This is a genomic window from Salisediminibacterium halotolerans, from assembly GCF_003814815.1.
Taxonomy (GTDB): domain Bacteria; phylum Bacillota; class Bacilli; order Bacillales; family Salisediminibacteriaceae; genus Salisediminibacterium; species Salisediminibacterium halotolerans.
The window spans coordinates 210895-224649 of record NZ_RKQQ01000001.1 but is presented as its reverse complement, the minus strand read 5'-3'; the positions used below and the strand labels follow the sequence as shown (position 1 = coordinate 224649).

The 13755-nt window shown below is 50.2% G+C and carries 13 protein-coding genes; 11 read left to right on the top strand and 2 right to left on the bottom strand.

All coding sequences use genetic code 11. The features are described 5' to 3' along the window. Nucleotides 1-126: 126 nt before the first annotated feature. The 11 genes from EDD67_RS01080 (at nt 127) to EDD67_RS01030 (ending at nt 11611) form a co-directional block, all read left to right on the top strand. Nucleotides 127-780 (top strand): helix-turn-helix transcriptional regulator, encoded by a 654-nt coding sequence (locus tag EDD67_RS01080; RefSeq protein ID WP_121439338.1) that lies wholly within the window; start codon nt 127-129, stop codon nt 778-780. Between the two features lie 21 nt (nt 781-801). Then, nucleotides 802-1251: a gamma-glutamylcyclotransferase family protein gene (locus tag EDD67_RS01075; RefSeq protein WP_121439337.1), complete on the top strand. Its 450-nt coding sequence runs from the start codon at nt 802-804 to the stop codon at nt 1249-1251. Between the two features lie 278 nt (nt 1252-1529). Further along, nucleotides 1530-2390: a MurR/RpiR family transcriptional regulator gene (locus tag EDD67_RS01070; protein WP_121439336.1), complete on the top strand. Its 861-nt coding sequence runs from the start codon at nt 1530-1532 to the stop codon at nt 2388-2390. Between the two features lie 135 nt (nt 2391-2525). Next, complete coding sequence (gene murQ, locus EDD67_RS01065) at nt 2526-3434, top strand: N-acetylmuramic acid 6-phosphate etherase (protein WP_121439335.1); 909 nt, start codon at nt 2526-2528, stop codon at nt 3432-3434. 54 nt (nt 3435-3488) lie between these two features. Then, nucleotides 3489-4850: a PTS transporter subunit EIIC gene (locus EDD67_RS01060; RefSeq protein ID WP_093072851.1), complete on the top strand. Its 1362-nt coding sequence runs from the start codon at nt 3489-3491 to the stop codon at nt 4848-4850. Nucleotides 4851-4868: 18 nt separating this feature from the next. Continuing rightward, nucleotides 4869-5927, top strand: coding sequence for a MupG family TIM beta-alpha barrel fold protein (locus tag EDD67_RS01055; protein ID WP_158638173.1), 1059 nt, complete (start codon nt 4869-4871; stop codon nt 5925-5927). 115 nt (nt 5928-6042) lie between these two features. Continuing rightward, nucleotides 6043-6783: a sulfite exporter TauE/SafE family protein gene (locus EDD67_RS01050; protein ID WP_121439529.1), complete on the top strand. Its 741-nt coding sequence runs from the start codon at nt 6043-6045 to the stop codon at nt 6781-6783. A gap of 96 nt (nt 6784-6879) precedes the next feature. Next, nucleotides 6880-7935 carry a sigma 54-interacting transcriptional regulator gene (locus EDD67_RS01045; protein WP_121439333.1) on the top strand — a complete coding sequence of 352 codons (1056 nt, stop codon included), beginning with the start codon at nt 6880-6882 and terminating at the stop codon, nt 7933-7935. Between the two features lie 238 nt (nt 7936-8173). Beyond that, nucleotides 8174-9175 carry a thiamine pyrophosphate-dependent dehydrogenase E1 component subunit alpha gene (locus tag EDD67_RS01040; RefSeq protein WP_121439528.1) on the top strand — a complete coding sequence of 334 codons (1002 nt, stop codon included), beginning with the start codon at nt 8174-8176 and terminating at the stop codon, nt 9173-9175. Nucleotides 9176-9200: 25 nt separating this feature from the next. Then, a complete protein-coding gene (locus tag EDD67_RS01035) occupies nt 9201-10235 on the top strand; it encodes an alpha-ketoacid dehydrogenase subunit beta (RefSeq protein WP_093072847.1) in 1035 nt (344 codons plus the stop codon). A gap of 101 nt (nt 10236-10336) precedes the next feature. Next, nucleotides 10337-11611 carry a dihydrolipoamide acetyltransferase family protein gene (locus EDD67_RS01030; protein ID WP_121439527.1) on the top strand — a complete coding sequence of 425 codons (1275 nt, stop codon included), beginning with the start codon at nt 10337-10339 and terminating at the stop codon, nt 11609-11611. 107 nt (nt 11612-11718) lie between these two features. Here the strand turns inward: EDD67_RS01030 and EDD67_RS01025 are convergent, their stop codons facing one another. Next, nucleotides 11719-11988, bottom strand: coding sequence for a hypothetical protein (locus EDD67_RS01025; protein WP_123875786.1), 270 nt, complete (start codon nt 11986-11988; stop codon nt 11719-11721). 47 nt (nt 11989-12035) lie between these two features. Continuing rightward, a complete protein-coding gene (locus EDD67_RS01020; RefSeq protein WP_121439332.1) occupies nt 12036-13715 on the bottom strand; it encodes an ABC1 kinase family protein in 1680 nt (559 codons plus the stop codon). Between the last annotated feature and the right edge of the window lie 40 nt (nt 13716-13755).

Genomic DNA, 13755 nt, shown 5'->3' with positions numbered 1-13755 from the left:
CGGCATTTCATGTGAAAAGGGTGACAAGCGGTGACGGTTCATGTACGATAACTTGAGAAAGATACCTATAGATAAAATGTACAATAAATGCATAAGAAAAATAAATGAGGTTAAGGAGGGTTGATCATGGCTGAGCAGACGAGCGAGCGACATGCTGTCATCGTTGCGAAAGATCATACTGAATTTGAAACGTGCCGCGACGTTCAATGTGAGCCTTGGCAAATTGATATCCGTTCCGGTATTTCAAAAGACGACGCATGGGATATTGTTTTTTACGTTTATGACCCGGTTGACGGAGACGCCTTTTTAAAAGATTTCAGTTCGGTTTTTCCTATCATTATTGTGATAAAAGGTGAAGTGACCGATGAGATATTGCACCTTGCAGAACAGGAGATCCGCGGTCTGATTCGATCATCGTACTTAATCGAAAAAGGAGCAGACATCTTGCGCGATATGGATATCACGCCGTTTGTCGTCGAACCGGAAGCCAATTACACCGTGGCCCGGCACGTTTCAGACAGACAAGTGCAGCTGCGGAAGGTTTCGCGCTTTGAAGTGATTGAGGAAAAACTGCCGAAGACGGTAACGAAAGATGAAATGAAGACGCTGGAAGAACTTGTGAACGGCAACGACACCGACGCGATTGCGAAAAATCGCCATTACTCCAAATCGACAATTAATTCGCAAATATCGTCGCTGATAAAAAAGTTTCAGCTTGAAGACCGTACACAGCTGGTCGTGGAAATGATTCGGGCGGGATATGTCCGTTCGTATAAATAACGGTTAAGAGAGGTTTACAAGATGCACTATTATTTTGCTTTCGGAAGCTGTATGCATCAAGCCGATATCGCCCGAACCGTTGAAGCAGAAACAATCGGTCCGGCTGTGCTTGACGGCTACCGGCTTGCGTTTACGAAATACGCTGCCTCAAGAGAAGGCGGCGTCGCCGACATTGTAGAAGCATCCGGAGATTTTGTGGAAGGAATGGTTTTTGCTGTTCCCGATTTTATTGAACTGGATAAACGCGAAGGGGCTCCGAACCTTTATGTTCGAACCGCTGTGAACGTTTCGCTTCTCGCGACAGACGAGGAGCTGACAGCGGCGACGTACATGATTAAAGATAAAGAGCCGGTTGAATTAGCGCCGTCAGCGTATTATGCCGGGCTGATTACCGAAGGAGCCGAACAGCTCTCGTCAACGTACCAAACGAAATTGCAAAGCATTTTGCAACAATCGCGCAAACGCTTGTGAGGATTAGCACGTTTGCGCTTGAAAAAAGAAATTTGATTCGATATGCTTATAGTACTATGCACATGCTTACGCAGGCATGTGCTTCATTTAAACGTTTCGTGCAAGCGTTTGCACAAAGGGAACGTTCCTCAGTGGAAGAGGGAAAGGAGAGCTGTCGACCCCTCTGACAGCTGAAAACGATGCGGTTCTCAGATTGATGTGTTTAAATGTGTGCTTTTGCCTGGCCTTTGTTAAAATAATATAAAAGCAAGCAAATGACTAGAAACGGTGTGATCGCAATGGCAAAGACAATGCTCTTGACGCGCATGGAAGAACAGTACAATCAATTCACTTCGGCGGAGAAAAAAGTCGCCGATTACGTATTGGAACAGCCGGAATTTATTTCAACAATGACGACAAAAGATCTCGCCGCGCGGGCCAATGCTTCGCAAGCCAGCATTGTCCGTTTCTGTAAACGTCTCGGGATTGAAAGTTTTCCAAAGCTCAAGCTGACGCTTGCACAGGAATTAACGCAAAAGGATACGTATATTAACAGCGCTTCTCTGCTCGAGTGGGACGATTCATCGTACATGCTGTTTCAAAAAGTATCGTCATTAAATGAAATGACGCTGAATATGGGGACGAAAACGTTAAACAGCAAAGTGTTTGAAGCAGCGGCCGCATCGCTTGCCGCAGCGGAGAAAGTCGTGTTCTTCGGTGTTGGCGGTTCGTATACATCTTGTATTGACGGCCAGTACAAGTTTATGAGGCTTGGCTATAACAGTTTAGCCTCCGCGGATTTTCATCAAGTGATTCCGTTTTTGACGATGATGCGCCCGGGTGACGCCGTTGTATGTGTGAGCAATTCCGGCAAGACGAAAGAAGTGGTTGAACTCGCTGAGTATGCTAAAAAACAAGGGGTACAAATCATCGCATTAACGGCCGGGGGAACATCAAAATTGCAAAAACTGGCGGATTATACGCTGCTTTTGCCGAATGTGGAAGTTGAACAGCGCATCGGCAGCATCGCGTCGCGGACGAGTCAGCTGAATATGATCGATGCTTTGTATGTGTCGATCTTTCATCAAATCGGCGATAACTTGTTGACCTCGTTCAACCAAGCCCGCGGCATTGCCCGCGGCGAGCGAAACCCGGAATAATCCGGGTTTCTTTGCATAAATAAACTGAAATATAATTTCAGTTTATTTAGATTTTATATTGATTTTTAATTTCAAACCGTTATACAATGAAAACGGATTCAAAAGCTGTACAGTTTGCAATACGGGAGGAATACAATGATGCAGGAACGCAGAACAGAAAAACGGAATGCTCGGACGTCTGCACTCGATGAAGCGGATACAGAGCAAGTCGTGCAATGGATGAATGCGGAAGATGCTTTAGTGCCGCAAGCGGTCGGGGAGGAAATCCCCGCGATTACGGCATTGACGAATGCAGTGATTCAGCGCTTGCAGGCTGGGGGGCGGTTGTTTTATTTAGGCGCCGGAACAAGCGGGCGGCTCGGGGTATTGGATGCTGCGGAATGTCCGCCGACGTTCGGGGTCACTCCGGAAATGGTGCGAGGTTTGATTGCCGGGGGTGAAAAAGCGATTATCGAAGCAGTGGAAGGCGCCGAGGACTCCCTCACACTCGCTGCGGAGGATCTTCAGCGTGAACAGTTAACGGCCAATGATGTTGTGGTCGGCATTGCTGCAAGCGGAAGCACGCCTTACGTCATCGGCGGTCTCCGTTACGCCAACTCGATCGGGGCGCTTACCGGAAGCATCGCCTGCAATAAAAATGCGCCAATGTCAGCGGAGGCGGATTATCCGATTGAAGTGGAGACAGGAAGCGAAATTCTGACAGGGTCGACCCGTTTGAAAGCCGGAACAGCGCAGAAGCTGATTTTAAATATGATTTCAACCGCATCGATGGTTGGACTCGGCAAAGTGTATCAAAATTTAATGGTTGATGTAATTCCGACGAACGAAAAACTAAGGCAACGTTCCGTCACAATGATTTGTGAAACAACAGGGGCAGATGAAAAAACGGCGCGTGATACACTGGAAAAAGCATCCGGACATGTAAAAACCGCGATCGTCATGCTTCTCGGCGGTACAGATGATGCAAAAAAGGCAGGGGCGGCTTTGACCGAGCAGAACGGATTTGTCAAACGCGCGATTGAAGAACTTCAGTCTGACAACTGACAGCCGGGTGGCTGCAGAAAAGGACTTGCGCCGAAAGATTAAAGGAGGGACAGTATGAAAAAAGAAGAACAGATCACCCGGGACATTTTAGAAAACGTCGGCGGCAAAGAAAATGTTCAATCGATTTCTCATTGTATGACGCGTCTGCGGATGCAGTTTGATTCGTATGATAAAGTAGATATCGAAAAATTAAAACAAACCGACGGTGTCATGGGTGTGGTCGAAGACGAGACGCTGCAAATCATCATCGGTCCGGGAACCGTGAACAAAGTAGCTGCAGAACTTTGCCGGCTGACAGGATTGACGCTCGGTGAAACGAAGGGCGGCGAACACGTTGCCGCGGACACGAAAGCAGCGGTCGATCAAAAGACGCGCACGCCGATTAAAAACTTTTTAAAACGAATCGGCAGTATTTTTATCCCGCTTATTCCTGCACTGGTCGCTTCAGGCTTAATTAACGGGGGCGCGAGTTTTGCTCAAAATGCCGGGGTTGATCCGGAAACGACCTGGCTTGCGATTTTACTTGTGATCGGAAGCGGATTTTTTACATACTTAGGTATTCTCGTCGGCTGGAACACCGCGAAAGAATTCGGCGGGACACCGGCTCTGGGCGCGATAGCGGGAATTTTGATTATTAACCCGGCGCTTGAAGATATTACTTTGTTCGGTGAGCAGCTCGTCCCCGGGCAAGGCGGGTTATTTGCGGTGCTCTTGGCCGGGTATGTTATGGCCGTCGTTGAACAAGCGGTGCGCAAGTTTGTGCCGGAAGCGGTTGATATTATCGTCACACCGTTTATCACCGTCTTGACGGTCGGGGTCGGAACAATTATTGTGCTCCAGCCGATCGGCGGATTCATTGCTGAAGGCGTCACGCTAGCGATTAACGGCGTGCTCGATGTCGGCGGGGCGATTGCCGGGGCGATATTAGCCGGGACGTTCCTGCCGCTTGTGATGGTCGGGATGCATCACGGGTTGACGCCGATTCACCTTGAATTTATTGAATCGCAAGGGGCAACACCGCTCCTGACGATTTTGGCGATGGCCGGAGGCGGTCAAGTCGGTGCGGCGATGGCCGTATTTGTGAAAACGAACAACAAAAAGTTGAAAAACAATATTAAAGGTGCGCTTCCGGTCGGGTTTCTCGGGATTGGCGAACCGCTCTTATACGGGGTTACCCTGCCGCTCGGACGGCCGTTTTTAACAGCTTGTCTCGGTTCAGCGGTTGCCGGCGCGTTTCAAGCAGTTATGTCGACAGCGGCGCTCGGGATCGGAGTGTCCGGTCTCTCCTTAATTCCGCTGATTGCCGACAATGATTACGTATGGTATTTCCTTGGTCTCGTGATCGCTTATACGTTTGGGTTTATCTTCACTTACTTGTTCGGCTTTAAAGAAGAGATGGCGAAAAATATCGGATAAATGACGGAGGTTGAAACGATGGAAAAAGGATTTTCACTGTATCTTGGTGCGAGCGGCTTTCGCGAAGATCAGTACACGTACATGCAGACGATGAGCGAAGCGGGGTTTACTGTGATGTTTACATCGCTGCACATTCCGGAAGAAAACGGCGGCGAGCGTGAAGCGGTTTTAAAGGGAATGATGGAAAAAGCAGCTAAATGGAGACTCGAGGTTGTGATCGACGTGGCTCCCGATGCGCTGAGCGTGATTCAGTCGCTGCGGGCTAAACCGACTGCGCTGAGACTCGATCACGGTTTTTCCATAAAAGAAATGACTGAACTCGCGCGCTGTTACCGAATTGCGTTTAATGCGAGCACAATGACCGAGACGTTTGCAGCCGATTTGCAAAATGCCGGGGTTGATCCGGCAAAAATTGAAGTGTGGCATAACTATTATCCGCGCCCGGAAACCGGGCTGAGCCGCGATGAAGTGAAGCGGCGCAACGAACGGTTTCGGGCAATGGGCTTTAAGACGGCGGCGTTTGTTCCCGGAGATAAAGATTTGCGCGGGCCGGTTAAAGCAGGTTTGCCGTCGGCAGAAGATCACCGCAGCTGGGCACCCTACGCGGCAGCGCGCGACTTGACTGACGAACTGGCGACCGACTTAGTGATGGTCGGCGATCCCGGCTTAACAGAACACAGCATTTCGTCGTTTCAGTCAGACGAAGCGAGATTTCGGGCAGAGTTCGAAACAGAACTGTCAGAGGCGGAGCGGACCATTGCCGGCTTAAAACATAAGCAGCGTCCTGACCCTGCCCGCGACGTCGTCCGCTCTGAGCCGTCGCGTTCAGAGGCGAAAAAACACAACCTGCATGTGTTGCCGCGCTCAGTATCTGCGCGAAGACGCGGCGATGTGACGATTGATAATGAAAATTACGGGCGCTATCAAGGAGAACTGCAGCTTGTCAAAACACCTTTGAATGACGATCCGCGCGTAAATACGATCGGACAAATTACAGAAAGCGACTTGCCGCTGTTGGACTTGCTTCAGCCGGGCGAAAAATTCTTGCTCTGTGCAAAGGATCAGCAAGGAAAGTAAAAAATTTTTAAGCAGCTGCAAGAATAATTTGCTAAAATATAATAACGAACAATGCGCCGGCCGTTTAACAGCCGGCGCGTTTATTTTGAGTAAAGCAAAAAAGGCGGGTAAACGGATGATTTGGGAAGTCTTATTTATTGTCGTCGTCTTATTTGGCGGTGCATTTGTTCAAGGAGTCAGCGGATTTGGCTTCGGTTTAATTGCGATGAGCTTTTTGCCGTTAATTTATACGGTCCAAGAGAGCGCTTTGCTCGTTTTGTCATTGTCGCTTGTGCTGGCCAGCAGCATGATTTTGCAAATGTATAAGCATATTCAATGGCGCGCGCTGTTTGTGCTTTTGGGGGCGGCATTTGTCGGGCGTCTCGGCGGTTATCATATTCTGCATACATACGGAGAGCTCGATATATTACGCGTGTTTCTCGGGATATTTTTGATCCTCGTGGTGTTTTATTTGTTTTTCAGTAAAAAACCCGATCCGGACAGAATTGTCAGCGGGAAATGGCTTCCGATGGCGGCCGGTTTCGGCGGCGGATTTGTCGGCGGGATTTTTGCCGTCGGCGGACCGTTTTTTGTCTTTTATATGATGCTGAAATTCTCTGATAATAAGTATGCCTACAGCGCGAATTTGCAAGTGACGTTTTTGTTTACAAATGCAACGTCGGTCGCGTTGCACGGTGCAAGCGGCGATTATTCGCTGATGCTCGTTGTGTTCTTTCTTGTCGGGATCATGAGCGTTGTCTTTGGTTCAAGACTCGGGGTCCGCTGTTTCTCCTATATTCCGCAGGATAAAATTAAAAAGCTGGCAGCGGCCGTTGTCGCGCTCTCGGCTGTAAATTTAATATTTTTTGGCGTCTGATCGCCCGGTAAATGTGCTATAATAAGAACGAGAAAGCGTTCTCATCAGATGAGTATCTCTAACGTGTGAACGCCGTTTTGTCAGCAGAGAATCGTCATGCGTGGAATGATCTTGGCGAAAGGCGGGATTTTCATGCAAGAGCTTGAACAAAGCAAGCGTGAGACGCGTGCGCATGTGTCTTCAGAGACGCTGTACCCGTTTCATTTCCCTGGAGTGACAGGGGAAAGCATAGCATTTCGGAATGTGCTGCGGCAGGCAGCAGTATTGGCGCCATCGGGTTTGCCGGTTCATTTAACCGGTGAGACAGGAACAGGAAAAGATTTGCTGGCAAAAGCGATCCATTTGAACAGTCCGCGCCGCAACAGGCCGTATGTAGAAGTGAATTGCGGTGCGCTTCCGGAAAATTTGCTCGCAAGCGAACTGTTCGGCTATGTTCCCGGCGCGTTTACGGGGGCGGGCAAGGCCGGGGCGAAAGGAAAATTTGCCGCAGCCGACGGCGGGACGCTGTTCTTAGATGAGATCGGTGAAATGCCGGAAGCGATGCAAAAAGCGCTCTTAAAAGTGCTCGATCACGGACGGTTTTTGCCGGTCGGCGCTGATCAAGACGTCGCCTGTGATGTCCGGATTGTTACAGCGACGAATCAAGATTTACGCACTCTTGTGCAGTTAGGTTGTTTGCGAGCGGATTTGTATTACAGACTGTATGTCAGCCCGTTATTTTTGCCGCCGCTTCGGGATCGCCGTGAAGATATCTGGGCGCTTATTGCCTGGTATAAAGATGAGCACGATTGGAACGCTGTCTGGACGGATGAACACCTTGCGGAGATGACGGGCTACGATTGGCCGGGAAATGTCCGGCAGCTTCTTCATACCCTCGAGCGGCTGCGCATCTTTCATCCGCAAACGCTTCCGCCTGCCAAGACGCTTCGCGGGCAGATTCGCGAGCTTGATCCGCGTCAGGAACAGCGTGTTTGCCGGGGGGCAGGAGCGGAAACGGCCTCCAAGAGCCTGACGTACCGGGAGCAGTTGGAACGCGATGATCTGAAGCAAGCGCTGGCAGCATCTGGAGGGCGGGTGCAGGCGGCGATGAAGCTCGTCGGGATGCCGCGGAGCACATTTTATCGAAAAATAAAAAAATACGGGCTGGATTGATACAATTTGGGAATGAGCGGTACAGATTGGGACGATGTCTCAATCTGTACCGTTTTTTACGATCCGGAACCACCTGCTTTCGTCTGAAATATCCCGGAGAGACAGTGTTTAGAGCAATTATGATTGCGTTTACAAAATTGGCACGATTTTTGCATTATAAAAAGGGTGGAGGCGTATACTATTGCCGCCGAAAGTTGATTCGCTGTTTCGAAAAATCATCACAGGGAGGTATGTACGGATGAAGGTTACAGAGCATGCTGTTCGCGGGATTACGTCGGAACGGGCGCGGTGGATGTATCAGAAAATGTGTGAGATCCGGATGTTTGAGGATCGTGTTCATGAGTTGTTCGGGCAAGGGAAATTGCCGGGGTTTGTACACTTGTATGCCGGCGAAGAGGCAGTCGCTGTCGGCGTGTGTGCGCATTTAGATGAAACCGATACGATTACAAGCACACACCGGGGACACGGGCATTGCATTGCAAAAGGCTGTGAATTGGACGGAATGATGGCGGAACTTTACGGAAAGAAAACGGGTCTTTGCAACGGCAAAGGCGGTTCGATGCACATTGCGGATGTCGATAAAGGAATGCTCGGGGCAAACGGGATCGTCGGCGGCGGTTTTCCAATGGCAGCGGGTGCTGCATTAACGGCGAAACTGAAGAAAAACGGCGGCGTTTCGGCGTGCTTTTTCGGCGACGGAGCCGGAAATCACGGCACGTTTCACGAAGGGATTAATCTAGCAGCGATTTGGAATTTGCCGGCGCTTTTTGTTGCGGAAAACAACGGTTATGCAGAGGCTACTCCGTTTGAGTATGCATCTTCGTGCGAAAATATTGCCGACCGTGCTGCTGGTTACGGGATTCCGGGCGAAATTGTTGACGGCAAAGATGTTGTCGCAGTGTTTGAAGCGGCGCAGCGGGCAATTGAGCGCGCAAGAGCCGGCGAAGGACCGTCGTTAATTGAGTGCAAAACGTACCGCAATTACGGCCACTTCGAAGGGGATGCGCAAAAGTATAAAACACAAGAAGACAAAGAACGTCACCTCGGGGAAGATGATGCGATTGTGAAATTCCGCAGCTTCGTTATTGAAAATAAATTGCTTAATGAAACCGATCTTGATGAGATCGAAAGCTCGGTTAAGCAGGCGGTTGATGAGGCGGTTTCATTTGCGGAAAGCAGCGAAGATCCGCATGCGGAGGATTTGTTAAAAGACGTGTACGTGCGCTATCACGCTGAATAATTCGAATAAAAGGAGGCAGTTTGGCATGACACGACAGATAACGTTTTCGGAAGCGGTTCGGGAAGCGATGCAGCTGGCAATGAGAAAAGATGATAATGTCATTTTAATGGGAGAAGACGTCGCGGGCGGAGCAGAAGTGGATCATTTAGGTGATGAAGAAGCCTGGGGCGGCGTTATGGGGGTCACCTCAAATCTCGTACAAGAGTTCGGGCGCGACCGTGTATTGGATACGCCGATTTCTGAAGCTGGTTATATCGGCGCCGCTGTAACAACGGCTGCAACCGGCATGCGTCCGGTAGCAGAATTGATGTTCAACGATTTTATCGGCAGCTGCTTGGACGAAGTGATGAACCAGGGAGCGAAACTGCGCTATATGTTTGGCGGTAAAGCGAAAGTGCCGATGGTTATCCGGACGATGCACGGCGCTGGCTTTCGGGCCGCGGCACAGCATTCGCAAAGTTTGTACGGGATGTTTACTGCGATCCCGGGGATAAAAGTTGTTATCCCTTCCACCCCTTACGATGCCAAGGGTCTGCTTTTGGCAGCAATTGAAGACGATGATCCGGTGATCTTTTTTGAAGATAAGACGCTTTACAATGTAAAAGGAGAGGTCCCGGAAGGGTATTACACAGTTCCGCTCGGCAAAGGCGAAGTTAAACGGCCGGGGTCGGATGTAACGATCGTCGGCATCGGCAAACAAGTCAATACAGCTCTCGAAGCAGCGAAGCAACTGTCAGCGAAGGGGATGGAAGCCGAAGTCATTGATCCGCGCAGCACGTCGCCGCTCGATGAAAAAATTATTCTCGATTCGCTGATGAAAACGAATCATCTCGTCATTGTCGACGAAGCGAATCCGCGCTGCAACGTAGCGACAGATATTGCAGCTTTAGCGGCTGACAAAGGCTTCGATTTCCTTGATGCACCGGTTAAACGGGTAACAGCTCCGCATACACCAGTGCCGTTCTCACCGGCATTAGAAGATATCTATTTGCCGACGCCGGAAAAAATTATTAACGTCATTTCGGAAATGATCGGTGATGATACGTCAATGACCGTATAACCATGAAAAAAGAGCCGTTGCTTGATCGGGCGGCGGTTCTTTTTCTGGCGTTTTTCAGCAGTCAAGCTGGATTGTTTGGAGTCTGGAAGGGAGATGATTTGATGGCAAAAGCGGTTGTGATGCCGAAAATGGGCATGAGTATGGAAGAAGGAACGGTCGTCGAATGGTTGAAGCAAGAAGGAGATACGGTGAATAAAGGTGAAGCGATTGCGTCGATTTCATCGGAAAAAATCGAGAATGAAGTTGAAGCCCCGTTTGACGGGGTGCTTATCTCCATTTCTGCACCGGTGGACTCGGTGGTCAAGGTCGGCGAGCCGATCGGATATGTCGGTGAAGCAGGAGAACAAGCCCCGCAAGCGGAAGCGCCGAAAAGTGCAGAAAGCTCAGAAGCTGAAACTGTAAACGAGCAGCCTAAAAAAGAAGATACATCTGTCGCAGTCCAAACGCCTGCCGCAGACGACAGTTCAGCCGGAAACGGACGGCATAAAGCGTCGCCGGCAGCCCGGAAACTGGCAAAGTCTAAAGGTGTCGATTTGTCTGCTGTAACCGGCAGCGGACCGAACGGACGGATCACAAAAGACGACGTGCTTCAAGCTGCGTCCGGCAGTGTACAGACAGAGACAGAACAGCCGGCCATCCCGCTTCCCGATCCTGAACAGCTGAAAGCCGTTCGGCAACAGCCGGTGGAAAAAGACTTTTCCGGGATTCGCAAAGTGATCGGTGAACGGATGCATGAAAGTATCCAGCAATCCGCGCAGCTGACTATTATGCGTTATGCAGATGTGACCGAATTAATGGCGTTTCGAAAAAAATTGAATACCGAACTGGCTGACGCAGGAGTGACCGGTAAAGCAACCGTGACGGATATGGTTTGCCGGGCAGCCGTCAGCGCGCTGAAAGAACATCCGTTTATGAACAGCGCTCTAATTGAAGACAAGATTTATGAGTATCCGTATGTTCATCTCGGAATTGCTGCCGCGATGAAACGCGGACTGATGGTTCCGGTCGTATTTGATGCTGATCAGCTTTCGTTAAGAGAACTCTCGGCGAAGATCCGGCAGATGGCTGATAAAGTTGCCGATGGTTCGATCGGTTCCGATGAGCTGAAAGGATCGACGTTTACAGTAACGAACTTAGGCGCGTCGAAAGTCGGATTTTTCACACCGATTTTGAATCCGCCGGAAACAGGGATTCTCGGTGTCGGTGCGATTGAAGAAACGGCTGTTTTCGACGGACGCCGGCATAAAGAAGCGTTGAAATTGCCGCTCAGTTTAACGTTTGATCACAGAATCGTCGACGGGGAACCGGCGGCACAATTTTTAGACGCTGTGATCCGCCGGCTTGAACATCCGCACGTGCTCGTATACGAAGAATAAAACAACCCGCCCCTTTCTTCAGGGGCGGGTTTCAGACTGTAGACAAACTATATTTTGATGTCAGCCATGAATCCACTACCCTCCGCTTGCCCCGGGCAAGGACTCAGCTAGTATTCGGCGGCTGAGGCCGCCGAATCCGGATCTTCGTCTCTTGCTTTCCCGGAGGCGTCGGAGGAGTGGATGCATGGCTTCTTTTTTATGAATACACTCGCTTCAAAAAAGAGGATGACCCAGCATCCCGGCTTTCTCCTGCGGGATAGCGAGACAGGCGAGACCCTGCAGGGCCAAGCCCGAAGCGGCTCGGCGCTCGCCCGCGGAAAGAAGCCGGACGATGCGTCGTCATCCGTTTCTTTTAATATGACATCTAACGATGTCATGACTTTGTCTACAGTCTACAACCCGCCCCTTTCTTCAGGGGCGGGTTTTACTTTTTCCGCGTCCGTAAGACAGAAATCATCAGCCAGCCGAACAGGAGTGCGAAAAGGACAAAGGCTCCTTCGAGCACAGGCAGCCGCAGCCAGCCGGCGGCTTCCGGGTCGCCAAGGGTGATCCCTAAAATAAGCGCGCCGAGAATCAGGCTGATGGCCAGGAGCAATATGCTCAGCGTCAGCTGGTTGCCGATCCGGGCGAAACGGTTGCTGATCATTTCCGCTTCAGGCAAGCGGACATCGTGCCGAAGCCGGCCGCGGTCGATAACGTTCGCTGCTTTTTTCAGCGTATCGGGCAGCTCGCTGAAAATATCGACGTATTCCATCGAATAGGTTTTCATTTTCCGTTTTAAATATTGCGCGCTGAAATGTTCCCGCTTTAACTCGTTCCCGAGCGGTTTAACAACTTCAATGATACTGATATCCGGGTCGAGGTCGCTGATCAGCGATTCGGCCGTAACGAGCGATTTCGCCACGAGCGTTACGTCTTGCGGAATTTCGATGTTGTAGCTCCCGACGAGCCCGAGCAAATCGTTGACGACGCGTCCGAATTCGATTTCATGAAGCGGGACGCTGAAGTAAAGATCTTGGAATTCATCGATGTCTTTTCGCATTGATTCGCGGTCGATATCCATCGGCACTTTGCCGATCCGGCTGACTGCTTTCACTATATCGTCTGTATCCTGCTTGACAATTCCCATCACAAAGGTAGCGAGATGATTACGCAGCTCCGGTGTCAGCCGTCCGATCATCCCGAAATCTAAAAAAGCGATGCTGTCATCTTCCAAGATAAACACATTGCCCGGATGCGGATCGGCGTGGTAAAACCCGTCGACAAAAATTTGCCGCGTGAGGGTCTGCGCGATCGTTTCGGCAATATGTTCGGTCCGGTCTTTTGTCATCGTCGAGGTATCGATTTGATTAATATTTTTGCCGTCGATCAGTTCCATCGTCAGGACTTTTTTCGTCGTGCACGTCCAGTCGATCTCCGGAATATAAACGTTCGGGTTATCCGCCGTTTGCTGCCGGATACGGTCAGTGTTGCGCCCCTCAATCGTATAGTCCAGTTCACGGCGAATCATTTTCGTAAACTCTTTGACGAGCTTCGTTAACCGGTAACGGGAAGCGCCGTCGATTTGCCGTTCAGCGAGGTGGGCTAAGTCGTATAAAATATCAAGATCGACTTCAATCGTCCGTTCGATCCCTGGCCGCTGAACTTTAACAGCGACTTCCCGGCCGTCATGAGTGACCGCTTTATGTACTTGTCCGATCGACGCAGATGCGAGCGGCTCTCTGTCAAACGAGGCAAAATAGTCGTCAATCGACTGTTCCATCTCCGCATAGAACACGTCTTCGACTTCCTCGTATGAGAACGGCGAAACATGATCTTGCAGCTTTTCCAATTCCGCGATTAAACGCGGCGGGAAGACATCGTTACGCGTACTGGCGATTTGCCCGAGTTTGACAAACGTCGGACCGAGTTCTTCGAGCAAATGGCGGATTCGCTCTTCCGACGTGCGGACGTGTTTATTTTCTTTTGACCACCATTTGCGCGGGCCTTTCACTTCTTCCATTAGACCGATCTTCTGCACAAAAAAGCCGAATCCGTTGCGGACAAGCGCATGAATAATCTGCCTGAAGCGGTTGGCGTGTCTAAGGCGCGTCGTTTTTATCATCAGCGTACACTCCGTTTCCCGGTTATCCTTGCTATCTTCA